The 25,261-nt window shown below is 35.9% G+C and carries 21 protein-coding genes; 15 read left to right on the top strand and 6 right to left on the bottom strand.

The features are described 5' to 3' along the window. Positions 1-16 precede the first annotated feature (16 nt). From NBG71_RS06365 to NBG71_RS06345, 5 genes are all read left to right on the top strand, one after another. Entirely contained in the window at positions 17-247 is a 231-nt protein-coding gene (locus NBG71_RS06365) for a DUF6500 family protein (RefSeq protein WP_075673047.1), read from the top strand. 104 nt (positions 248-351) lie between these two features. Next, a complete protein-coding gene (locus tag NBG71_RS06360) occupies positions 352-567 on the top strand; it encodes a hypothetical protein (RefSeq protein ID WP_023581839.1) in 216 nt (71 codons plus the stop codon). 359 nt (positions 568-926) lie between these two features. Continuing rightward, complete coding sequence (locus NBG71_RS06355; RefSeq protein ID WP_099660616.1) at positions 927-2,060, top strand: hypothetical protein; 1,134 nt, start codon at positions 927-929, stop codon at positions 2,058-2,060. Between the two features lie 185 nt (positions 2,061-2,245). After that, the gene (locus tag NBG71_RS06350) at positions 2,246-2,527 is read left to right on the top strand and encodes a hypothetical protein (protein WP_075673016.1); all 282 of its coding nucleotides are present in this window, start codon (positions 2,246-2,248) and stop codon (positions 2,525-2,527) included. Between the two features lie 264 nt (positions 2,528-2,791). Then, positions 2,792-3,256 carry a GNAT family N-acetyltransferase gene (locus NBG71_RS06345; protein WP_159364126.1) on the top strand — a complete coding sequence of 155 codons (465 nt, stop codon included), beginning with the start codon at positions 2,792-2,794 and terminating at the stop codon, positions 3,254-3,256. 136 nt (positions 3,257-3,392) lie between these two features. Here the strand turns inward: NBG71_RS06345 and fliT are convergent, their stop codons facing one another. From fliT to fliD, 3 genes are read right to left on the bottom strand one after another with little or no spacing between them, the layout of a single operon-like run. After that, the gene (fliT, locus tag NBG71_RS06340; protein WP_159241975.1) at positions 3,393-3,746 is read right to left on the bottom strand and encodes a flagellar protein FliT; all 354 of its coding nucleotides are present in this window, start codon (positions 3,744-3,746) and stop codon (positions 3,393-3,395) included. An 18-nt stretch (positions 3,747-3,764) separates the two neighbouring features. After that, on the bottom strand, positions 3,765-4,163 hold the full coding sequence (gene fliS / locus NBG71_RS06335; protein ID WP_023581844.1) for a flagellar export chaperone FliS: 399 nt from the start codon (positions 4,161-4,163) through the stop codon (positions 3,765-3,767). Between the two features lie 20 nt (positions 4,164-4,183). Next, a complete protein-coding gene (gene fliD / locus NBG71_RS06330) occupies positions 4,184-5,602 on the bottom strand; it encodes a flagellar filament capping protein FliD (RefSeq protein ID WP_075673013.1) in 1,419 nt (472 codons plus the stop codon). 387 nt (positions 5,603-5,989) lie between these two features. Between fliD and NBG71_RS06325 the strand changes: the two genes are divergently transcribed. The 4 genes from NBG71_RS06325 to fliZ all read left to right on the top strand — a co-directional run bounded on the left by NBG71_RS06325 (position 5,990) and on the right by fliZ (position 10,277). Then, positions 5,990-7,090 (top strand): FliC/FljB family flagellin, encoded by a 1,101-nt coding sequence (locus NBG71_RS06325; protein WP_075673012.1) that lies wholly within the window; start codon positions 5,990-5,992, stop codon positions 7,088-7,090. A gap of 313 nt (positions 7,091-7,403) precedes the next feature. Continuing rightward, complete coding sequence (locus tag NBG71_RS06320) at positions 7,404-8,522, top strand: FliC/FljB family flagellin (protein ID WP_164530558.1); 1,119 nt, start codon at positions 7,404-7,406, stop codon at positions 8,520-8,522. Between the two features lie 443 nt (positions 8,523-8,965). Next, positions 8,966-9,688 carry an RNA polymerase sigma factor FliA gene (locus NBG71_RS06315; RefSeq protein ID WP_036912728.1) on the top strand — a complete coding sequence of 241 codons (723 nt, stop codon included), beginning with the start codon at positions 8,966-8,968 and terminating at the stop codon, positions 9,686-9,688. A 58-nt stretch (positions 9,689-9,746) separates the two neighbouring features. Further along, complete coding sequence (gene fliZ / locus NBG71_RS06310; protein WP_075673009.1) at positions 9,747-10,277, top strand: flagella biosynthesis regulatory protein FliZ; 531 nt, start codon at positions 9,747-9,749, stop codon at positions 10,275-10,277. Positions 10,278-10,715: 438 nt separating this feature from the next. On the opposite strand, the gene putA is transcribed toward fliZ, so the two are convergent. Beyond that, on the bottom strand, positions 10,716-14,684 hold the full coding sequence (putA, locus tag NBG71_RS06305; protein ID WP_250916657.1) for a trifunctional transcriptional regulator/proline dehydrogenase/L-glutamate gamma-semialdehyde dehydrogenase: 3,969 nt from the start codon (positions 14,682-14,684) through the stop codon (positions 10,716-10,718). A 470-nt stretch (positions 14,685-15,154) separates the two neighbouring features. Here putA and putP point away from each other — a divergent pair, with 470 nt between their 5' ends. Beyond that, entirely contained in the window at positions 15,155-16,639 is a 1,485-nt protein-coding gene (gene putP / locus NBG71_RS06300) for a sodium/proline symporter PutP (RefSeq protein WP_075674146.1), read from the top strand. A 94-nt stretch (positions 16,640-16,733) separates the two neighbouring features. Here putP and NBG71_RS06295 read toward each other — a convergent pair whose 3' ends face one another. After that, positions 16,734-17,564: a hypothetical protein gene (locus tag NBG71_RS06295; protein ID WP_099660609.1), complete on the bottom strand. Its 831-nt coding sequence runs from the start codon at positions 17,562-17,564 to the stop codon at positions 16,734-16,736. 228 nt (positions 17,565-17,792) lie between these two features. Then, positions 17,793-18,629, bottom strand: coding sequence for a hypothetical protein (locus tag NBG71_RS06290; RefSeq protein WP_250916656.1), 837 nt, complete (start codon positions 18,627-18,629; stop codon positions 17,793-17,795). A 289-nt stretch (positions 18,630-18,918) separates the two neighbouring features. Here NBG71_RS06290 and NBG71_RS06285 point away from each other — a divergent pair, with 289 nt between their 5' ends. From NBG71_RS06285 to NBG71_RS06265, 5 genes are all read left to right on the top strand, one after another. Beyond that, complete coding sequence (locus tag NBG71_RS06285) at positions 18,919-19,365, top strand: DUF6386 family protein (protein WP_075674143.1); 447 nt, start codon at positions 18,919-18,921, stop codon at positions 19,363-19,365. Positions 19,366-20,019: 654 nt separating this feature from the next. Next, positions 20,020-20,550, top strand: a complete 531-nt coding sequence (locus tag NBG71_RS06280) for a fimbrial protein (protein ID WP_075674142.1) — start codon at positions 20,020-20,022, stop codon at positions 20,548-20,550. Positions 20,551-20,612: 62 nt separating this feature from the next. Continuing rightward, complete coding sequence (locus NBG71_RS06275) at positions 20,613-21,338, top strand: fimbrial biogenesis chaperone (RefSeq protein ID WP_083629133.1); 726 nt, start codon at positions 20,613-20,615, stop codon at positions 21,336-21,338. A 16-nt stretch (positions 21,339-21,354) separates the two neighbouring features. Continuing rightward, positions 21,355-23,883: a fimbria/pilus outer membrane usher protein gene (locus tag NBG71_RS06270; protein ID WP_250916655.1), complete on the top strand. Its 2,529-nt coding sequence runs from the start codon at positions 21,355-21,357 to the stop codon at positions 23,881-23,883. Further along, entirely contained in the window at positions 23,880-25,259 is a 1,380-nt protein-coding gene (locus NBG71_RS06265) for a fimbrial protein (protein WP_250916654.1), read from the top strand. The genes NBG71_RS06270 and NBG71_RS06265 overlap by 4 nt, the downstream gene beginning before the upstream one ends. The last annotated feature ends 2 nt before the right edge of the window (positions 25,260-25,261 follow it).

Here is a 25,261-nt window from a genome sequence, read left to right as displayed (position 1 = left end):
TAAAAATAGAGAGAATATGAGAAAATCATTGCAACAAAAAATAATTCAAATATGTAATGACAAAATTTCAGCTAAAGGAGAGGGCGTGGGGTTATCTTTTTATGCTTTCTTTGCAAATAAAAATGACAACCCTGAATTATTAATGGAAGCCGCAACATGGTGGATTATGACACATAAATTGGATCACTTTGAAAAAGCAGTAAAAATAAAGAAAATGATCCAATCAGAAATGGATTGTGGTGCTTAAAACTTCCTCTATTGCTTTAATCTTTTTATAAAACGATTTTATTAAACTAAAAATTATTGATTATTATCACATTAAAGCAGGTCATAAACCGTTATGGTAATTACATGATTAATAACGTAAACGGTGATGATATGGAATATTGGTTTATTGCGTATAAAGTGCGTTCCAGAAATGGTGATACCTACGCCGGACATAAAATTGTAGAAACAGAAAGTGGGATCACACCCCATATTGCGTTAGAAAAAGCATGTCAGGAAGTTGCTGAAGGAGCACAAGCTGATATTCCTGCGGTGAGAGTAGTTGCTTTTAATCGTTTATAAAACATTCTACCTAATAGAAAATCCTGCATTTCATTTATTAATGTGGGATTTTTTTTATTTTAAATTTAAAGTTTGGTTATTTAATACACTATATTTATAAGCTAATTTACTAATAGAAATATTAAAAAAATAAAGAATTTATTTATGTTATTTAATTACATTGATCTGATAGAGTTTTTTCATTTCTTTTACTTAAATAAAATTCAATTATGTGATCTCAGCTCTACTAATTCACTTTTAATAATTGAATAAAAAAAGGCTTATGGTTAATGTGCTGGTGGGCTAAGGAATAGCTCAATACAAGGAAATAAAAATCATCATTGTGATTTTTAGGTTATTAATAAAAGGAAATTTAAACTATGACAGTATTAACCGTTTATTTATGTGGTACCGGATCTAACTCATTTGATAATAATAATCCTACCTTCTGGCAAGGCGAATTAGTCTCCACTTTAGCGCAAAATAATCAAGGACGAGAGTTTGCACAGTGGTTTATTGTTGATGGTCCAGGTAGTGGCAATCTGCAAGAAGATGATTTATGGGTTGAAAGCCCTAATTACTCTGATATTAAAGGTTCGCTATTTGGTAGTGGTTGGGAAGAAAATGTTAACCACGCACTTTGTTTAATGAAAGGTAACTTTGATTGGCAACGTGAGAAATTGACAGAAGAGCAGTATAATCAACTGAAAAAAGCGGGTATTCCTATTGAAGATGTCAAAGTAACAGGCTCTTTTTTATGGCGTAAATATGACTATGGCGATCGTCATGTCACTCAACAACAACTTCAGCAGCAAATTATTCGTATCTTCCGTAAAGATGGCATTATTCCAACACAAGTTAACCTCGTGGGTTGGAGCCGTGGTGGTATTACTTGCCATATGCTAGCGAATGCAATGTTGGCAGACTCTCAATTAAAAGATATTCCTGTGAATATTTTTGCTATCGATCCTGTTCCGGGTCCACTGAATTTCCAACCAGAAAAAGTGACACTTGGTAAAAACGTCAAAGAGTATGTCGGATTTTATGCGAAAGATGAGCGCTCTAAAGGGTTTACTTGCGTGATCCCAACTGTCGCTGCCGATACTAAAATGCATATTTTCCCTATTTCCGGACGTCATGCCACATTAGTTGGCAATGCTTCTATTGATGGTAGTGAAGGTGAAAATGCATTATATGCACCGGGTTTAGTGGTTCGCCATTTTGCAGAAGTTTGTTTAACTCGTTGGGGCTGTGATTTAGCCAATAAATTAGCTTTAACGGATACACAAATTACGGGTTACCACACCGATATTGCTAATGATGCAGATAAATATACCGCAATGCGTCGTAAAACCTATTCTATCTATGAAAGCACTGGTAAAGACGAACGCAAAGTTTCATTAGGTAAAGAGGGTAAAGCATTCTCTGAGATCGTTGGGGTACAATATAATCCATCAGTCGGTTTAACCGCGGATTATTTATCAAATCAGCAACTCTATGATGTGATTAAATAAATTATTATTTATTATATTATTATGAGCTAATAGGTCGCCCACGATGAAGTGGGCGATTTCTATTTCAACCACTATCACATTATTTATCATAGTTTCTTACTAGGAAAATGATTGTTGATTTAATATACTTCCTTTCGAGAGCTAACAGAATTTTATTAGACATAGACAGACTGTAGGAGGTTTCTATGCCTGAGTTTACTGTTAGAGTTGAGTTATCTGATCCTGAAAATGCAGATTATGTGTTATTAACACAAAAGATGGTAAAAGAAGGATTTAAAAAAGAGATTGATGGTTTGAAAGGTAAATATGTTCTGCCTCTTGCAGAGTTTAATTACCATACTGAAACTAAAGATCACAAAGAAGTTATCGAGTTGGCTTTTTCGATTGCAGAAAAAATAACCTTAAATCCAGCCATTTTAGTGACTGAAGTAAAAAATAGAGCATGGAAAGGGTTAGAACGACTTTAAGATTATCTTTATAGATGTCTATAAGAGATGTCATCAAGGCTCGTGGGGAGTCTGAATGTATTTAGGTTAACGGCTTTATTGCCTATTTTTCTGCATTAAGTCTCTATTCTTCGGCGTTTTTTACTATAAAAACGTACTATCAACATCACTATTTCACTCTTTATATTAAACCAAGCGATGAAACAAAGTTCGTGTCGATGATATTGCATTATCATTGATTGTTTTTTATTACTATTTATTACTTTAAACCGCGGGATAAAGCACATGAATTGGATTTTAAAATCATTTTCACAACTCACCACAGATGAGCTTTATGCTATTTTGGCATTAAGAAATCAGGTTTTTATTTGTGAACAGCAATGTGCTTATCAAGATCTGGATGGGGTAGATCAAAATACATTACACTTGTTTGCCAAAGAGGAAGATGACCAGCAACTTATTGCTTATGCACGTCTGTTGCCTCAAGGTATCGCATTTAAAGAAGCTTCAATAGGGCGGGTGATTGTTGCTCAAAATCAGCGAGGGAGTGGTATTGCACATCAGTTAATAAAAGAGGCGATTGCAACTACGTGCCGTCAATTTAACACCCATACAATAAAAATAATGGCACAGGCTTATTTAGTCTCATTTTATCAATCACATGGTTTTGTTATTGATTCAGAAACTTATCTTGAAGATAACATTCCACATATTGATATGGTTTTAGTGCAATCTGTACAATCTGTGTAATCAAAAAAACAAAAATATAAAAGGACAAACGTTGTTTTTTACGTTACCGATAACAAGTTAAGCTGAATAATAAGAGTGATTTTTTCTAAGTAAAGACGCCATTAGCTAATAAAACCGCTTTTGGCGCAGAGGAGAGTTATTTAAGATTGAGATCAGGATAATAACTATGTTCTGTAAACTGACCATAGCTATTTTGTACCCTCTGCTCTTGTTCAGTCTGTCTAATTAATACACCAAGCTCATCTAAACGAGCCCGTAATAAATTTCGCGTCTCATTTTCGTTTTCTAAGATTTTCTTTAGCATATCTGTGAGGCGTTGTTGTAGTCTCAGCTCACCGTCAGCCGGTTTTATCATCTTAGTGATCCTTTCAACGCTTTTTAAATAATCCATTTCCATTTCTATCAGCTTGTCCCATTGCTGATCTTTGGCAAGCGTTAACATTTGCTCACTTGATTTTAAAACATGCTCGTAAGCCGCCATAATATCCATATTGTTGTCCACTCTAATTTAATAAGAATTAATCTGTGTGCCGATTTGTTGCCAAGCATCAGAAATTTCAGTTAAGAGCTTGATGACTTCATGAATTTTTTCTGGGTTATTTTTTAAGTTAGCATCGAGTAGCTGATTAACCATATAGTCATAAAGGAGCTCCAGATTCTCTGCAAGCTCGCCCCCTTTTTCTTTATCCAGACCTTGTTTTAATCCGTTACCAATAATATTAATGGCTTTAGAAATATTTTCGCCTTTACCGGCGATATTTCCTTGTTCCATTAATATTAATGCACGGCGAAGGGCGCTAAGCGCCCCATTAAATAGGATCTGGATCAGCTGGTAAGGCGTGGCATTTAAAATCTCGCTTTCAACGTCGATTTGAGCGTACATTTTACTGGCTGATTGTTGATACATAGTGTCCTACTTTTAAAAAATTACATTAATAAACGGCCGATTGAAGCACTGGAGTTAGTCATGGAGTTAACCATTTTATCTAACTGCTGGAACTGGTTTTTATAACGTTCCATCGTGGCTGCAATATTACGTTCCGTGTTTTTAATTTGGCTATCTAATGTTTTCTTGCGCTTTTTCACGCCATCAGTGGCAATATCTAAAGTACCATCATTAGATTGCAGGGTTTTCTTTAGGTAATTATAGGTTTGAGTACCAAAACCGGTCTCTTTACCATCACCCATAAAAAACTCTTTTACGTTAGCGGGTTTATCTTTTAACGCATCATCGAGTTTTTTATTATCAATATCTAAAGAGCCATCAACCTTAAATTTAATACCCATTTTATTCAGGGTATCCATATCTGAGGTGCCTTGTGAGCTTGTTACAAAGCTTTTTAGCTCAGACATAATCATACGGCTGGTGGTATCACCGAGTAATACACCATTGTCTTTAGATGCCGCTTCGCCTTTCTCTACTTGAGTATATTTAGTCAGAGATTTATAGGTACTGTTTAACTCGTTATAAGCGTCTGTCCAAGCTTGGATAGCTTTTTTCATTGGCTCAATATCACGAGCAACGTTTACAATTTCAGGTTTATCGGCTTTGTCTTTATTATCAAACGTCGTTTTCTTAAGGTTTAAGATGATCCCTTCAGGGGCATCTTTAATCTCATTAGTTTGACGTTCAATTTCAATACCATTAATCGTTAATTTGGCATTATTTGCTTTAACGATCTCTTGCATTGCTCCACTTTTACTGCTTGAAGAATAGCTAATGAAATCATTGAGTTCATCATCACCTTCTACTTTAACGGTCATTTCTGACTCTGTACCTTCTTTACGAGAAGTCAGTACTAAGTGGTTAACGCCATCTTTTGCTTTAACGATAGTGGCAGAAACATTACCTTCTTTTTTATTGATTGCATCACGCAATTCAATCATCGAGGTTTGATCGTCAGTTAATTCAATACGTAATGGTTTTTCTTCACCAGGTTGGGTAATCACTAAGGTACGTTTATTACCTTCACCTAACGTTTTTCCAAGAGGTACTTTTACATCGCTTACAGCTTTTGATTTCAATGTTTGCGCATGAGCAAGCTCTTTAATGGATACGGTATAGTTACCAATACTGGCTTTACCATCCGTTGTCACTTTAAATGCATCAAACTCATCGTCTACTTTGGTTGCAATAATTTCGTCAAATTTCTTTAAGTTTTCTGACGCTTTCTGCAACTTATCAAGTTGGCTACGAATTTTACCGTAAGCGGTAATTTGCGCTTCGTAGCTTTTCATCTGTTTATCAAGGGGTTCAAGGCGTTTATTTTCCGCCGCCTCTAATTGTGCCAATGTTTGGCTAAGAGGCATCCCTGAGCCCACGCCTAGTGAAGCAATACCAGCCATACCGGTCTCCTTTCTGTGTTCGTAAAATGATCCTCAAAAAGCGTTATCGGTAGAATCGGCGAAAAGTTTACGTCTATTTGGTATTTTTGATGACTTAAACAGGCTGCCATATAGAAGCCTTTTATTGCTATTGATAACCAAAGTCGAATTTTGATGAGTGAAAAGTGGCTTGAGATAAAAAGTGATAAAAATTTAATAAAAAAATAATAAATTAATTTCTTTATTTATCATTGACTTGATATTAATTCTATAAAAAATCACAGAAATATTTGTAGGAAAAGTTAAAGGTTGTATGTGGGGTGCCGATAAACTTGTTGCCGGTGATTGACACCGTAAATGAATAGGCAAACTTTTATTTTATCGACTTGATTTTAAAGGAATCTAGCTATGGCACAAGTCATTAATACCAACTATCTATCTCTGGTAACTCAAAACAACCTGAACAAATCTCAGGGAGCTTTAGGAAGTGCAATCGAGCGTCTGTCTTCTGGTCTGCGTATTAACAGCGCTAAAGACGATGCTGCGGGTCAAGCGATTGCTAACCGTTTCACTTCTAACGTAAACGGTTTAACTCAAGCTTCACGTAATGCGAACGATGGTATCTCTATCGCTCAAACTACTGAAGGCGCTCTGAACGAAATCAACAACAACTTACAACGTATCCGTGAGTTAACAGTTCAAGCTAAAAACGGTACTAACTCTAACTCAGACATCACTTCAATCCAAAACGAAGTTACTGAGCGTTTAGCAGAAATCAACCGTATCTCTGAACAAACTCAGTTCAATGGCGTTAAAGTACTGAGCGGTGAGAAGTCAGAAATGACTATCCAAGTTGGTACTAACGATAAAGAAGTTATCAAATTTAACTTAGATAAAGTTGATAATGATACTTTAGGTGTTTCAAGTGACAAACTGTTCACTGAAAAAACAGAGACAAAAGGTGTAACTGCTGAAGGTGGTACTGTGGATGCTGCTACTTTAGCAATCCCTGGTGGTGCTCAGTATAAAGGTATTACTGTTAAAGAATATACTGTTGATGGTAAAGCAGTCGCTGATAAATTCGTTGTAACTAAAGGTACTGATAAATACTTGGTAGGTAAAAGTGACTTCGAAGTTACTGGTACTGATGATATCGAGCTAAAAGCGGCTTCAGCTGTTGCTGGTAACGCATTTACTGCTGATGCAGGTAAAGACGTTAAAACTTTAGACGTTAAAGATGACGCTTTAGCAACTTTAGACAAAGCTATCAATACAATTGATGAAAGCCGTTCTAAATTAGGTGCGATTCAAAACCGTTTTGAATCTACTATCAACAACCTGAACAACACTGTTAACAACTTATCTGCTTCACGTAGCCGTATCTTAGATGCTGACTATGCAACAGAAGTTTCTAACATGAGCCGTGGCCAAATCCTGCAACAAGCTGGTACTTCAGTACTTGCTCAAGCAAACCAAGTACCACAAACTGTTCTGTCTCTGTTACGTTAATTCGTACACTGACACAAAAGATACCTTTCTATATCCAAAAGGTCCTCGCAAGAGGGCCTTTTTTTGTTTTTGTGTTTTATCTTTAAACTCACTTTTTTTAGTTTTTATTTTTCGCTCAATTAATTTTCTTTTCTTTAAAATCAATAAGTTCTTAAAAATTAACAGACTGGCTTTTATTGCTATTTTCGCGACGCCGAAAAGCGTAAACCCCTCGAAATTGATGACGATAGTGTATAGGTAACGTTATTACAGTGACGTAATAACCCACCTATTCATTGAAAAATATTTTAAAATCAAGTCGAAGGAATATTGTATGCCACAAGTAATTATGACTAACCCAACCTCATTGATTGCTCAAAATAATTTAAATCGCTCACAAAGCTCCTTAAATACAGCAATTCAACGCCTTTCTTCAGGGTTACGTATTAATAGCGCCAAGGATGACGCTGCTGGTCAAGCCATAGCGAACCGTTTTACTTCTAATGTTAAAGGGTTAACACAAGCCTCTCGTAATGCGAATGATGGTATTTCTATTACCCAAACCACAGAAGGGGCATTAAATGAAATTAATAATAACCTGCAACGTATTCGTGAATTAACCGTACAAGCTAAAAATGGTTCTAATTCAGAATCCGATATCAAATCCATCCAAGAAGAAGTAAAGCAACGTACCGCTGAAATAAATCGTATATCAAAACAAACACAATTTAATGGCGTAAAGGTTTTAAGTGAAGATAGTACATTAAATTTACAAGTTGGCGCGCATGATAAAGAACAAATCAGTGTTAATCTGAAAAAAATTGATGCGACTACACTGGGTATTGATAAATTGGATTTATCAGCACAAAGCAAAATTGGTTCTAAAGCAACTAACGTGGAAGTGACCATTGGTACAGGTGCTACTGCAACAAAAGAAATGCAAGAGTTTGATACTAAAGCGCTTGATGACGAAATTACGCAAGGCACAATTAAAAACTATGATATTTATTATGCAAAAGGTGCTGATGGTAAAGACGATAAATCAAAACTTATCGTACAAACTGTAGATGCAAAAGGCGTTGAAGGTTACTTCGATGCAAAGGTAACCGCAGGTGGTACAGGCGCTAAAGCAACAGTTGATGCCGCTAAAACAGCAGTAGCGGGTTTAGATATGCTCGTTGAAAAACCACTGAAAGCATTGGATGATGCACTGGCTCAAGTTGATAGTTTACGCAGTGCAATGGGGGCAGTGCAAAACCGTTTAGATTCAACCATTACTAATTTAGGTAATACGGTTAATAATCTGACTGCCTCACGTAGTCGTATTTTAGATGCAGACTATGCAACAGAAGTCTCAAATATGAGTAAAAACCAAATATTACAACAAGCAGGTACTTCAGTATTGGCACAAGCGAATCAAATGCCTCAAAATGTGTTATCACTATTACGTTAATTTTCTCTTGAAATAATCCTCAATTTACACCCACTTCAATTTTTTTGCGGTGGGTGTTTTTTCATCAAAACAGTCGTTTTTTTAATTAATCATTTATGAGTATTTCAACTCGTGAATTAGACGCTAAAATCTCAAAAAATAAAATACTATGATTTATATGTTATTTTTTTATGAACAGAATGCATATTCAATACGTCTATTTCTTTTAATGAGATAAATTATCAATTTAATTAACGGTTTTTCCAAGGATTAGCAGTGGGTGTTTTAAGGTAAAGTAGTTCTCGTAATGCAATGACAAATTAATTTATCAATGAAAACCCGATTATTGCTGAAAATTTGGCATAGGTGAAAAAGAGGCGCTTTTGCTTCACTGTTCAGCCGATTGCTAAATTTATTTCGCCAGATAATGGTTTCCGGTCTTTTATCCAAAGGTGTCTTTTGTTGTGAGTGATTTGTATACCGCCGAAGGCGTGATGGACAAAAATAGCCTCTGGGAGCGATATGTCCCGTTGGTTCGCCATGAAGCATTACGATTACAGGTCAAGTTACCTGCGAGTGTTGAATTGGATGATCTTTTGCAAGCAGGTGGAATTGGGTTGCTAAATGCCGTTGAGCGTTATGACTCAATGCAAGGTGCTGCCTTTACCACTTATGCTGTTCAACGTATCCGTGGCTCGATGTTAGATGAGCTACGCAGTCGAGATTGGGCGCCACGTAGTGTGCGTCGCAATGCAAGAGAAGTAACACATTCTATTCATCAATTAGAGCAGGATCTAGGACGACCACCATTAGAACAGGAAGTTGCTGATCATTTGCAGATTGAGTTAGCAGAATACCGGCAGATCCTATTGGATACGAATAACAGCCAATTGTTCTCTTATGACGAATGGCATGAAATTTACGGTGAAAGCTGTGAACCGTCTCAAGACGAAGATCATGATGACAATCCATTACAGATGTTATTAGAAAGTGATATTCGCCAAAGAGTCATAGACGCGATAGAATTGCTTCCCGAAAGGGAAAAAATGGTTCTTACTCTGTATTATCAGGAAGAACTTAATTTGAAAGAAATAGGCGCAGTGCTTAATGTCGGGGAATCCCGCGTGAGCCAGCTACACAGCCAAGCTATAAAAAGGCTACGAGCACGCTTAAACCCAGAGAAATAGAAGTTTTGCTTATTTTTGTTTTTGTTTATTAAGACTACAACACAGGGCTTTATCTCTTATGTCTGTTTCAACACAAAAGAAACGGCCGCTAAGCCGTTACATTAAAGACTATAAACACAGCCAGACTCATTGTCTACATTGCCACAAGGCGCTTGATCGGATCTCTCTCGTATTCAATCGCCAAGTTATCAATAAAGAAGCCATTTCTGAAATGACTGATTTAATTGATGATGAAACGTGGGAAACGTTACAAGAGAAGTTCTCTGCGCTATGCCGTTTTTGTAGTGAGATTTACTGTAATAGTGAAACTGACTACTTTGACATTATGTCTTTTAAGCAGTATTTGTTTGAACAAACGGAGATGAGCCACAGTACTGTTCGTGAGTATGTGGTTCGTTTACGTCGGCTCGATGAATTACTGACTTCCACTAATTTTCCTCGTCAAGAGTTTACGACAGAGAAAATTCAGTCAGACTTGAGTAAAAAGCTCACTCCCTCTGCATTTAGTAACTACAATATTGCACTACGTAAGTACGAGCAATATCTTGATTGGTGCCAAGAGCCCCCATCAATGAGTAGCAGTCACTAATTGCGCTCAAGAGAGACCTTAAAAGGAGTAGCCTAGCCTGCTCCTTTTTCTATTCTATTAATTCTAAATCCTTACTATTTTTTCTTGTTTAATTTCTTTTTTATTTCTAAAACTATCTATCAACGATAAAAAGCAATGTTGTACTAAGTAAATTACATCAATAGATAAAAAAAGCGCCCACAGTGGGGCGCAAGTTTCAGGTATTCATAAAGATATAATTAAATCAACTTCTAGGTTGACTTGAGCTTAAGTATATTTACTAAACTAATTCATCGCGAATAGTAAATATAAAAAGAGTGAGAACAGTCACAGCATTAAAAGAAATAACATTTTTGACTATCTCTTTAGAAATAATAGGGTAATAAAAGAAAAAACCACCTTTAAGAAAACAGACTTTAAAGGTGGTCTCAAAGACAAGGAGAGAAAGAGAAGGGGTAATTAACTAATCGTCATTAAGCTTGCATTACCTCCAGCTGCCGCTGTATTAATGCTTAATGCTCTTTCATGCAATAAACGCTCTAACAATATACCAGTTTCACCGCGAGAGAATCCTTGAACAGAAATTATAGCTCCATTGCGTTGAGCAATTTTCTGGCAAGTTTCACGTAATTGGTCACCATCACCGTGGTAAATTACGGCATTTATTTTTAGTGACTCATCATTCCAGTTTTCAGTCAATGTAATGGCTTTTCTGACAATATCAGGTAATTCACGATATGTTTTTTGTGAGAATGGGCTATTAACGACAATGGCGTGACAACCAGAGGCGAGAACAGCAGCAATTTGAGTCAATGCATCTTGCTCGTTATCGGAAATACACAGTACATTACCACAAGGAACTAATTGATAAGTATTGCGTTCACCAGTAGGACCCGGTAATACACGCAGTGTTCCCGCTTGGGATGCAAGAGCATATTTCTCTAAAGCTTCATAGTGTGGTTTATCCGTTTTGTTTGATAGCCATTCCATGTACTTATGATAAGTCTGTAATAACGTATTACGCATAGAAGTATCAAGAGGAAGTATTTCATCTTGACGTGTAAGTGTTTGTGTTGCGGCATTTTCAGGGCGTTTAGATAATAAGCGATATAAATAAATAGGACCGCCTGCTTTTGGGCCTGTACCCGATAATCCTTCTCCCCCAAAAGGCTGAACACCGACAACGGCACCGACCATATTGCGGTTGACGTATAAATTTCCGACTTTGGCATTTGAGGCAACATAAGCAATAGTTTCATCAATGCGTGTATGAACGCCCATTGTTAATCCGTATCCTGTTGCATTAATCTCTTCTAGCAAAGCGGGTAAATCTTGGCTTGCATAACGCACAACATGTAATACAGGGCCAAAGATTTCTTTCTTCAATGAACTTACTTTATCTAACTCAATTAAAGTCGGTTGAACAAAGGTACTGTTACTTTCAGCGTGTTTTGACAAACTATTGTGTGATGCTTGATAAATCTCGAAGCCAGTTGTACGCATAGATTGAATATGCTTCTCTATGCCCGATTTTGCTTCTTTATCGATAACAGGGCCAATGTCTGTAGATAGTAAACTTGGATCACCCATTGTTGCTTGTGCCATCGCACCTTTAAGCATCTCGATAGTGCTCTCAGCCACTTCTTCTTGAATACATAACAGACGTAAAGCGGAGCAACGCTGACCGGCACTATCGTAAGCGGATGCCATTACATCGGTTACTACTTGCTCTGTTAATGCAGATGAATCAACAATCATGGCATTTAAGCCACCAGTTTCTGCTATTAAAGGTACTGGGTGGCCTTCGCTATCTAATCGACCTGCTAGGGTCTTTTGTAAAATATGAGCAACATCCGTTGAACCTGTAAACATCACACCACGAACACGCTCATCAGCGACTAAACGGGCGCCAATAGTTTCACCTTGCCCTGGTAATAGTTGTAGTGCAAAAGAAGGAACACCTGCTTGATGGAAAAGCGCAACGGCTTTCGATGCAATTAAAGGTGTCTGCTCTGCGGGTTTTGCTAGAACGGTATTACCTGTGGCTAAAGCTGCCGCAATTTGTCCGCTGAAGATCGCTAATGGGAAGTTCCAAGGGCTGATACAAACCACTGGTCCTAAAGGTCGATGTGTATTGTTATCAAAGTCTTGGGTGACTTGAGCCGCATAATAGTAGAGAAAATCAATAGCTTCGCGGACTTCAGCAATCGCATTGCTGTAAGTTTTACCAGCTTCACGCACTAATATTCCCATAAGAGGGCCCATTTGTTGCTCCATTAATTCCGCAGTACGGATCAAAAATGAAGCTCTTTGCGCTGGTGGTGTTGCAAACCAGATCTCACCTTTTTCTTGGGCAATGGTTAAGGCAAAATCTGCCTCAGCTTCTGTTGCTTCTCTTACTGTACCGACAATATCAGCATGATTGGCTGGATTTAACACAGATTGAGGTTCTTGTGTTTTCTCTGAAAAATTAAATGTATCACCTAATAAAGGTTCGCAATGTATATTTTCAGTTGCTGATGTTAATAAGGCACTAGAAAGTGATGCCAAGCGATGTTCGTTTGACATATCAATGCCCGGTGAATTTTTACGTTCATCACCATACAGTTTATGAGGAAGCGGAATTTTAGGATGAGAAAGCCCAACTTGGCCTTCGGCTTTAGCCATTCTATTCACTTCTTTGACCGGATCTGCCACTAATTCATCAAGAGAAATAGTGGTATCAGCAATTCGGTTTACAAATGATGTATTAGCTCCATTTTCAAGTAAGCGACGTACTAAATAGGCAAGTAATGTTTCATGAGTCCCTACGGGTGCATAAATACGACAAGGGCGTCCTAGTTTCCCGTCTGCAATTTTACCCACAACTTGAGCATAAAGGGGTTCACCCATACCGTGTAAACACTGGAACTCGTATTGTCCGGGGTAATAGTTTTGACCTGCTAAATGATAAATTGCTGACAGTGTGTGCGCATTATGTGTAGCAAATTGCGGATAAATAAAATTAGGTGATGCGAGTAGCTTTTTCGCACAGGCAAGGTAAGAGACATCAGTATACACCTTGCGAGTATAGACAGGATAATCTTCAAGGCCATCGATTTGAGCACGTTTCACTTCGCTATCCCAATAGGCACCTTTCACTAAACGGATCATTAAGCGACGACGGCTACGACGAGCCAAATCAATCACATAATCAATAACTAATGGACAACGCTTTTGGTAAGCCTGAATGACAAAGCCAATACCATTCCAACCTGCTAATTCAGGTTCAAAACAGAGTCTTTCAAGTAGGTCGAGTGAAATCTCAAGTCTATCTGCTTCTTCTGCATCAATATTAATACCAATATCGTATTGCTTTGCTTGTAATGTTAATGAGAGTAGGCGAGGGTAAAGCTCTGACATAACACGCTCATATTGAGCACGACTGTAACGAGGATGTAATGCTGAAAGCTTGATAGATATTCCAGGGCCTTCATAAATACCTCTGCCATTAGAGGCTTTACCAATTGCGTGGATGGCTTGTTGATAAGAGACTAGGTAATCTTGAGCATCTTTCTCTGTTAATGCTGCTTCTCCTAGCATGTCATAAGAGTAACTAAAGCCTTTTTCTTCAAGTTTGCGTGCATTTGCGAGTGCTTGAGAAATCGTCTCACCAGTAACAAATTGCTCACCCATTAAACGCATCGCCATATCAACGCCTTTACGAACTAATGGCTCGCCACTTTTGGTGAGAATGCGATTTAAAGAGTTAGATAGCTTTTCTTCATTATGGGTAGAAACTAATTTACCTGTGAATAATAATCCCCATGTAGCTGCATTTACAAACATAGATTGGCTCTGTCCTAAATGTGAACGCCAATTTCCATGACTGATTTTATCGCGGATAAGTGCATCACGAGTGGCTTTATCAGGAATACGCAATAAAGCTTCTGCTAAACACATTAAGGCGACACCTTCTTGTGAAGAAAGTGAGAATTCCTGTAATAGACCTTGAACCAGCCCTGAGCGTCCAACACCATTTTTCTGTTTACGTAATTTTTCGGCAATGGAATAGGCTAATTTATGCGTTGCTTGGGCTTCATTTTCAGGTAAGGTCGCTTGTTGCAATAACATAGGTACAGCCTGTGTTTCTGGTGTGCGATATGCAGAAGTAATTGCTGAGCGTAAAACAGATTGCGGATGAATATGTTCAGCAAACTCCAAGAAAGGCTGATAATGAGCGGTTGATATTTCAGTGCTTTCATCAATATCTTGCTCTGCAAATGTTGAGTTACCAAGATTAACCTGATCATTTTCGATTTGTTCTAGATAATCGAAAATAGCTTGTTTAATTAACCAATGCGATGTTCTATCTAATTTCTGTGCAGCTTCTTTTAATCTATTGCGGGTTTCTTCATCAAGTCTAACACCCATTGTTGTGCTACTCATGCAGTGCTCCTCATATTCTATTTCTAATTCACAAATACAGTTACCCGTTATTTTTATTAATATCATTCATGTTGCAACTTTGTGCAACATTGTTAACATTTTATTTATAAATAATGTGAAAGTAGTCAGGTTTTGTAGGTGATTAAAAATCGTGTGATTTGTTTTCTTATAAATATTTATATATAAATCAATAAATTATATTTATTTTGTTGATGTTTTCATTTATAATATGTATTCGAATTAAGACAAATAGTGTGAAGTCATAAACAAAATTTAAATATTTAAACGTTAATTTCTTGTTAAATGCAGTTAACCTATTCTAGGATTGATGTGAATGCTTTATCTGTTGCTGTAAGAAATTATTTTAATTAAAAACTGAAAAGATCATTAATGCGCAACGAAGTGCAACGTTCCTGTACAAGTCAAAAGCATACCGATGATCGGAAACAGATTTATGGAGAACTGCAATTATGGCTCTAACTTCGCCAATGCTAATTACATTTACGATCTATATCTTGGGTATGCTTTTTATTGGCTACCTCGCTTATCGTTCAACAAAAAACTTTGATGATTATATTCTAGGTGGCCGGCGACTGGGCAGTGTAGTAACTGCGTTGTCAGCGGGTGCTTCAGATATGAGTGGCTGGCTATTAATGGGATTACCTGGCGTGGTATTTTTCGCAGGTATTTCAGAAAGTTGGATAGCTATTGGGCTCTGTTTAGGCGCATGGCTAAACTGGCGTTTAGTTGCTGGGCGTTTACGTTTGCAAACCGAAAAAAACAATAATGCATTAACGTTGCCTGATTATCTAACATCGCGTTTTGATGATAAAAGCAAAATGCTACGTATCATTTCAGCGTTAGTTATTCTTACCTTCTTTACTATTTATTGTGCTTCTGGCGTGGTTGCTGGTGGAATGCTGTTTGAATCTACATTCCATATTCCTTATCACGAAGCGATGATTTATGGTGCCCTTGCAACTATTGCATACACCTTTTTAGGTGGCTTTCTTGCGGTAAGTTGGACAGATACCGTTCAAGCGACTTTAATGATTTTTGCTCTGATCCTGACACCTATTATCGTTATATTCTCAGTGGGTGGTATTGATACTTCTATTGCTATTATTAAAGCAAAAGATCCATCTTATTTGGATATGTTCAAGGGCCTTGATTTTATCGCCATTATTTCGTTATTAGCATGGGGATTAGGTTATTTTGGACAACCTCATATCCTTGCACGTTTTATGGCGGCTGACTCTAACCAAACTATTCGCAAAGCACGTCGTATTGGTATGACGTGGATGATCCTCTGTTTAGGGGGAACGGTTGCAGTTGGATTCTTTGGTATTGCTTACTTTGAAATGAATCCAGCACAAGCGGGGGCTGTTACAGCTAAAAATGAACGTATTTTTATGGAATTAGCTTCACTACTCTTTAATCCATGGATCGCGGGTATTTTATTGTCTGCAATTCTTGCCGCGGTAATGAGTACATTAAGCTGTCAATTATTAGTCTGTGCAAGTGCGTTAACTGAAGATTTATATAAACCCTTTATTCGTAAAAATGCGAGCCAAAAAGAGCTAGTGTGGGTAGGACGTGGCATGGTGTTATTAATTGCAATTATCGCAATCTTCTTAGCACGTGATCCAAACAATAAAGTGCTTGATTTAGTCAGTAACGCTTGGGCCGGTTTTGGTGCCGCCTTTGGTCCTGTGATCCTCATTTCTGTTTTGTGGAAGCGCATGACCCGTAATGGTGCATTTGCTGGAATGTTGATTGGCGCTTTAACCGTGTTGGTGTGGATGCAATATAAATGGTTTGGGTTATACGAAATCATTCCTGGTTTTATCTTTGCCTCTATCGCTATCGTTGTGGTTAGTTTAATGGGTAAAGAACCAAGTAAAGAGAACCAGCAACGCTTTAATGAAGCTGAAACTCAATATCGTAATACATAATAAAAGATAGGTATCAACTAAATAAAAGGTCACTTTTAGAAGTGACCTTTTTTGTGTAATTCAGAATAAAGATTTTTTATTAATAAAAAGTAAGTTATTCATAATATTCGAATTTATTATATATAGTTGCTGTACTGGTATCGATTATTATGTCATCTTTTCTAACTTCACTTACCATATCCCAAGTTAAGCAGTTATTATATTTATCCCATTCTCGGCATGTATTGTTATATTCTCTTATATCATCATATAAGCTGGTGAATATTTGCATTTGGCGCAAAATCTTACCATCTTTGCCATAATGGAATTCTAATGTAACTTCATCATTATCAATTGCTTTGAAAAGACGCCCTTGTTCATCATAAAGATAATGAATTGAATTTCCTTGATTTTCTGCAGTAGACTCAATAATAGTTTCTGCTGAAATTTTATCATTTTTATAACTCAGCTTAGCAAAATCAGTTCCTATCAGTGAGCCATCATAATCATAGAAATAAGATTTTTTGTCTATCAATTGATTTTGATTATTTTTACCATAAAATTCAACTAAATAGAGCGAGTATGTTCTATGACGATTTTTTATCTGGTATTTATATTTTAGATTATAAGGCGTTGACATTCTTAAAAGATTTGTCTCAATATGCTCATGAACATATTCTTGTGTAGAAAAGTTATATTTGGTAAGAACTCCACATTTATCAAATTGAGATTCTCCTTGAAAAGCTTTGAATCGGCCTTTTTCGGGTAAGTCGCTAGTAGTTGTGATTGATTTTATAGGCCCGTAATTAAAATTGATCGTAATGAACATCACGTTATTTATATTCACTTGTTTTTGTGATTTATCACAAGAAACTTGAGCCGCAAATGCTGGAAGTGAAATAAAAAGTGTGTAAAAAGAGAAAATAAAAAATAATGGATATTTCATATAATGAGTCATCTTAAATTTTATTAAAAGAGAACATGCTATAGCACATATTCATCATTAATTGATTTAAGTAGTTTTACACAAATAGTTTTTTAATGAAAGCATAGTAGATGAGTATTTAATCACAGATAAGAAGATATGTAATAAACATAAAAAACCAGTCTATTTTAGATAGTCTGATTTTTATATTGTTAACTTAAATTTGATACGAAAAATATAATATAAATATTATTCGTAATAAATAAACTCGTTATGAAGCATGGCCTTACTAAAATTCACCAATTCATCATCAAATTTAATCGTACTCTCAAGCTCCTCTTTTGAACAATTAGCAAATTTGTCCCATTCAAGGCAAGTCGTGATAAAGGCTTTATCTTCTCCATTAATACCCTTGATATAGTTCGATTGTTTGATAGTTTTTCCTTCTGGATCATACTGATACTCTACATTTACTTTTCCGTCTTCTATTACGGATTGTAGTTTTCCTTGAGGATTATAGATGTATTCTGTTGTGATAGTCTCAGTTGTAGGATCGGATGATTTGCTAGTTTCTTTGATAATACGACCATTTTTATAGTCGAATTGGCTGGTGATAGTATCTAGTAAAGTGCCATCATTTGCGTAATATTGAATGACTTTTTTGTTGAACCGATTCTGTTCATCTTTATGATAGGTTTCTTGCATGTAGATAGAATGTGAGCCATAGGTATTTTTTACTTGAAATTGATATCGAATAACAGAAGGGTTATTTGGTAATGTCCTTATTAAATTAGTTTCTACATTGCCTTCAAAGTACTCCTGCATTGATGTGCTATCTTTCAATAATTTTCCACATTCATCAAAGTGAATTTCACCTTTTAGTGCTTTAAAACGTCCATCATGGGGAATGGTGCTTGTCATCGTGACTGATTTAACAGGGCCGTTATAAGAAGTGAGTAATATAATATTGTTATTAGCGATATTGGTTTGTTTTTCAGTATCGGTGCATTGAGTTGAAGCCGCGATTGCTGAAAATGAGGAAACCGCATAAAGGAAAAGGCTAATAAGGAGTCGTTGTGATTTCATAAGACCGTCCATGTTATGTATTCGTCATACTTCAAGTCGCAGCGTTGTTGTCTGAGTTCATTCGCACTAGGCGATACTTGTGTATACGCCTAGAGACTCATTCACTTGTCGCCTAGCGGAATCTTGAATTATTTAGAGTATATGTATTCAAGCTACATTTTGATTTATAAAATATAGGTCTAGTATAGGGAATTGGTTTGCTAAATTGTATAGATAAAATCCTATATGATTAACCGGTATATAAAGAAAAAATATTTGGTACGTTCAGAACTGTTTTGGGAGCATTAAGATGTCAAACGTGTTTTCTTTTATGACTGATACAGCAACTCTGGCCATTTTTGATTTACAAGCGATCCGACATAGAAAATCAGATACAGCAGATTGGTGGAGCATACCAGATGATGAGTTAGAGGAAATGAACAAGGGTAATATTGCATTTATTGGGTTAGGTAATGATGGCTTTTACACAATAAATCTATGCGACAACATCGAAGAGCCTGATGTAAAAATAAATATAAGCTGTCCATCGGGTAAAGTCTTTATTGGTGCGGGAGAGGACACTACTGGCGGTGATTTAGAGCCAGATGATCCACTGTATCGTTCTGGTGATATTATCTCGTTACCAATAGGAAATTATAAGATTTCATTAAAAAAGGCAGCAAATATTGTTTTTATTTCTATCACTCCAAGCAAAGCGAAAGCAAATAATTTTGAGAATATTTTACGTTTAGATTAAAGAAATATATAAACAGTAATATAAAAAATATAATAACGAGTGAAAAGATGACGTTATTCAAAAATATCATCATTATACTTTATTAATAAGTTAATAAAAATAAATTAAACAATTTATGGTTATATTAAATGTGATATAACGAATATGCTGATTATGAATTAGATTAATCAATTAACTAAATATTAATTGATTAATCTAATTTAAATATCTCTGAAAGAAAATAGTGATATAAGTAATTATTCGATAATCAAATAAAGAATAGAAACAATTTTATTTTTAAATTTAAAAATAATTAATAAATGATTGGTCTTATTTTATTAAAAATGACAAATATCAATTTAAGGTAAATTAATGTTATTTTTAATATTAATCCTAATAAAATTAACGTTTTTTTGTTAAAAAATGCGCAATAGTCGTATTTTGACTATAAGAATATACTTAAAATCGAAAGATATATACGTATTAGCCTCTATATACGATGAAGATAGTTGCATTTTATGAGTAAATAAGTTGATAATCATGCATACTTAAATATTAGTACGTAATAAACATGAAATAAGGTTATTAAACCATTATTATTTCGTGTCTGCCTTTTCTTTTATTCAAAACCCAAAAATAAACTTATTTAGATATATTACCGGAGAGAGTTTTATTATGAATAAAATGCTTCTTGCTGCGATGATCGCAGGTATTTTTTCATCAACAGTTTATGCGGCTTCTGATAATACCATTCGTTTTCAAGGCGAAGTTTCTGATGAAACTTGTACTGTAACTGTTAATGGTAATTCAGCACTTCCAGTTGTTTTATTACCAACAGTACCCGTAACTGCATTAGATACAGCGGGTAAAACAGCAGGTCAAACACCATTTACAATCGCAGTGAGTGGTTGTACAGGTTCTAAACCAACAGATACAAATATTAAAACTATTTTTATTGCTAATAATCTGACAACAGAAGGTCGTATTGGTAATACTGCGGCAAATAACAATGTTAGCTTAGAAATTATTGATCCTGCAAAAACAGGCACCAAAATTGATTTAACAGGTGTAGGTAACGAAGGTTTAGTATTAAAAGCAAACGAAAAATCAGCATCTTATGATTATGCTGTGCGTTATTATGCAGATGATGTTGCAACAGCTGGTAAAGTAGAAGGTAGCGTGCAGTACTCTATCTCTTATCAATAATGCTTATATGTCTCCTTTATATAAAGGAGACATTTTCTATTTATATAAGAGGAAGATAAATAATGAAAAAAATAATAATGTTAATTGCCGTATTTTTTTTAAGTTATAGCACAGCATCGTATTCTAGTGTCACTATGCTAAAAACACGTATTGTTTATTCATCGGATTCACGCTTTGAAGTTTTAAAATTTATGAATAACGATGAAATTCCTTACATTATGCAAATATGGGCGGATAAAGATAATCCTAATTCGACTCCAGATGATGCAGATGCTCCTTTTATTATTCAGCCTCCTGTCTTTCGTATCGACCCTAAAACAGGGAGAGATGCACGATTAATTTATACGGGTGAAGGGTTACCACAAGATAAAGAATCTATTTTCTATTTAAATGTGGCGCAAATTCCTCCTAAAGATTTGAATAAAGATATAAAAGAAGGAAATAGCTTTACGGTTATTGTGCATCATCGATTAAAAATATTCTATCGTCCAACAGCGATTGTCTCTCAGCTAAATAATATCGAGAAACAAATATCATTCTTAAAAGAAAGTAATGGCAATATAAAAGTTAAAAACGACTCACCTTTCTTTGTGTCATTTGCACAACTTGAAGCTACGAATGCGTCAGGACAAAAATCTGCATTTAAATCAACTATGGTATCTCCATTATCAACAGAAATATTAACCGCTGAAAATGGAGAAAAACTTTCATTTTCACCCGATAAAATAACCTATAAATACCTTAATGATCTAGGTGGGCAAAACAGCGCAACAGATTTAATTCATTAATAAAAATGGCATTGAAATGAAATTCATAGAAAAAAGCATAGCGCAATTAAATAAGAGAATAAAAGTCGTATTTATAATCGGCTCATTTTCTCTATTTATTCAATCAATGCCTTCTGCATTCGCTGATGATTATGAATTTGATCCTTCTCTATTATTAGGTAGCAAGAATAATATCAACATTAATCAGCTTCACGATAGTAATTATGTGGATCCTGGTGATTACGATGTTGATATCTATATTAATAATCGTTTTCTTGAAAGAAAAACAGTGAGTTTTCAATTAAATGATAAAGGTAAAGTGATACCGTGTTTTGATCAACAACAGATTGATGAAATGGGTATTTTGCTTGATAACGAGAGCAACCAAGATAATGGTCAATGTTTAGTATTAAACCAGATCAATAAAAATATTGTAGATTCGTTTGATGCTTCTAACTTTAGAATAATGATTGCAGTGCCTCAAATCTTATTAAAACGAAGACCACAAGGCTATGTTAATGAAGACGATTTAGATGCAGGCAACACTATGTTGTTCACCAATTATTCTGGTAACTACTATAAGAATAAATCGAACGGACAAACTTCAGACTATGGTTTTGGTAGTATCAACATGGGTGTAAATCTGGGAACTTGGCAATTTCGCCAACAGGCGTCTTACTCTTATAACTCATCGAAATCGGGAAGTAATAGTGAATTTAATTGGATAAGAACTTATCTACAAAAACCTTTATTGACATTAAAGTCGATGTTAGTTGTTGGTGATATCTATACAACAGGTGCACAATTTTCAAGTCTGGCCTTTAAAGGCATTCAATTAATGTCTGATGAAAGAATGTTGCCAGATTCTCAAAAAGGCTATGCGCCTGTTATTCGTGGAATTGCGACGACTACTGCTCGTGTGGTGATAAAGCAAAATGGTATTGAAATTTATCAAACGACAGTATCACCAGGGCAATTTGAAATAGATGACCTTTATCCAACCAGTTATGAAGGGGATTTATTAGTTGAGATTAACGAGAGTAATGGCAAAGTTTCTTCTTTCACTGTGCCATTCACTGCATTACCTGAGTCAGTAAGGGCAGGCCGCTTTAAATATAACTTTACCGCGGGTGAAGTGAATAATTTCGGTTCAGAAAATAGTTATTTTTCAGATGTCGCCTTGCAATATGGCATGAATAACACTGTAACGTTAAATACTGGGGTGCGTGTAGGACATCAGTATCAGGCAGTATTTGTCGGTTCTGTTATTGCCACAAAATTAGGAGCAATAGGTTTTAATTCGGCATTTTCAAATGCTGATGTGGGTGGCAAAAATTATCAAGGTGGGCGTTTAGGTATTAGTTATAGCCGTACTTTTAGCCCAACAAATACCGTTATTACACTTGCAGGCTATAAATATTCAACAGAGAATTTCCGCGAATATAATGATGTCTTGGGGTTAAGAAAAAGTGCAAGTAATGACATGGAATGGAATTCCAGCAGTTATAACCAAGAAAGCCAGTTTACACTTAGTGTTAATCAGTCTCTTGATAAGTGGGGACAACTTTATATTTCAGGCTCTATCAGTAACTATTATGGTAATAAAGGGCATGATGCTCAGTATCAAATTGGTTATTCAAATACCTATAAAGATATAGCTTATAGTCTTGCCTATAGCCGCCAAAAAACGGGTCAAATGACAGCGAATAATACCTTCACACCAATAACAACGGATCCGATATCAGAAGATATGGTGATGCTATCTGTTTCTATGCCATTAGGACGTTCTGATTATTCACCAATGCTATCGTTATCTTCTAGCCATTCTAGTGATGATTCGAGTTATCAAACGAATTTATCAGGGCTTTTAGGAGAAGATAAAACACTTTCTTATAGTGTAAATGCAGATTACGACACACAAAATAGAGCGGTAGGCAGTGGTTTGCATTTAATCAAACAGCTTCCTTTTACCACGTTATCAGGCAGTATCTCTAATGGTAAACATTACACTCAAGGTAGTGTTGGTATTCAAGGTGCGTTAGTTGCACACAGTGGAGGGGTAACGTTAGGGCCTCGTATTAGTGATTCTTTTGCTTTAGTCGAAGCAAAAGGTGCAAGTGGCGCGAGTGTGAGTAATGGTATGGGAGCACGCATAGATCCCTTTGGTTATGCCATAGTGCCATCTCTTGTCCCTTACCAATATAATAATGTTAGTTTGGATGGGAAAAATATTAGGAATAATAATATTGAGTTATTAGAAAATACTAAGCAAATAGCGCCATATTCAGGTTCTAGTACTAAAATCGTCTTTAAAACCCAAGTCGGATATCCTGTATTGATTTCGGTTAAGCCTGCAAATTCATTGGCATTAGGTGAAAATATCTATGATAAAGATAGACATATTGTTGGCATGGTGGGACAAAGTAATCAGATTTATGTCAGAGTTGAAAATAAAAAAGGGACACTAACTGTCGGTAAAGATGAAGATAGTTGCCAAATCGATTACTCAATACCAGAAGAAAAAGAAGCCGATAAACTCATTTTATTATCAGGTCAATGCTTATGAAATTAAATCGCTGTTTACTTTCTTGTCAGTCCTCTATTTTATTGGCGTTGATGCTATTTCCTTCTTTAGCTTTAGCAACATGTTATAAAATAACAACCACGACGACGAATCCCAATAGTTCGTATTATACCGAACCCGGCAAAGGTTCAGCGAAAAGTTGGGCTGGTGCAAGAGATGATTCTGGCTCAATGGGAAGTACGCCAAAAGTAATTAATGTCAATAACGACCAGTTTCAAGTTCCGGGTACATTAGTGGCAAGTGGTTTTGTTTCTTTTTTTGAGGCTGGTTATGAAGTATATGATCCTGAACAAATATTATTTCGTTGCACCGCCGATGAAGAGGGTAAATTAAGAGAGTTTTACTCAACTAATGGCGACTATAACTATGGTGGCAAAAATTTAGTTAATCCTGCATTAGGCTTAAATGATACTTATATTAGTCTGGCAAGAGGATTAGGTATTCGCATTAAAAACACCATTACAGGCGAATATTACAGTCGCTATTGGAAATCTCGTGCTTTAGATAATTTAGAAAGAGATAGTCTAGGATGGATCTTAGTAAAAGCAAAAAACTTTTCTAATATGGAAGTCGAGTTATTTAAGATTAACTATGAAAGAACAAGTGATATGCCACCAGCACAATCAAGTAGTGGCTTAATTACTTTTATTAACCAACCGGCAGGTTATATTGCTTTTCAAAGTTCTAATTTCTCTTATTTATTAAAAGATGGTTCAGATCACGCGACAAACTATCATGGCTTTTATGCTTATTGGCCTGCGGCTGTAAATATGTCTCGCCGTATTTATATTCGTAATGCATCCACTTGTTTTGTGCGAAATGTTACGCCTTATGTTTCATTCCCATTGGTCACTATTAATGAGTTAGCTAGTGGTAAAAAAGTGACTTTACCTATTACGATTGATTTTTATTGCCAATTAACATCACCAGCGAGTGATGGCATGAGCAATATTTCTAGTGGAACGGGAGCAGGACAAACTGCAATGGGATTTTTACCCAGACCAGCGAATGTCAATAAGGCAATTGAATTAGGATTAACAGTACCTAATGGTGCCGCAATTACCCATTTAGTGACAGACGGTTATGGTACTGACTCAAATATGGCAAAAGGGGTTGGTGTAAGAATATATCGCCCATCAGGTGGAGCATTAAATTTATTATCAACATTAGCTAATGAAGGACAAGGTGAGGGCTACGGTTGGTATCCTGTTTATGATGATGCTAATTCAGTCTCATTTAATAATGGTATTGCCGATTTAACTAAAACATTATATGCCTCATTAGAAGCGTTACCGAGAGAGAAAATAACTGCAGGTAAATTTAATGCGACATTACAAGTGATTATACAGGTGCAATAAAT

Source organism: Proteus sp. FZP2095, assembly GCF_023701425.1.
Classification (GTDB): Bacteria; Pseudomonadota; Gammaproteobacteria; order Enterobacterales; family Enterobacteriaceae; genus Proteus; species Proteus cibarius.
Note: the sequence above shows the minus strand (reverse complement) of the source record. Positions and strands in the feature narration are given on the sequence as shown.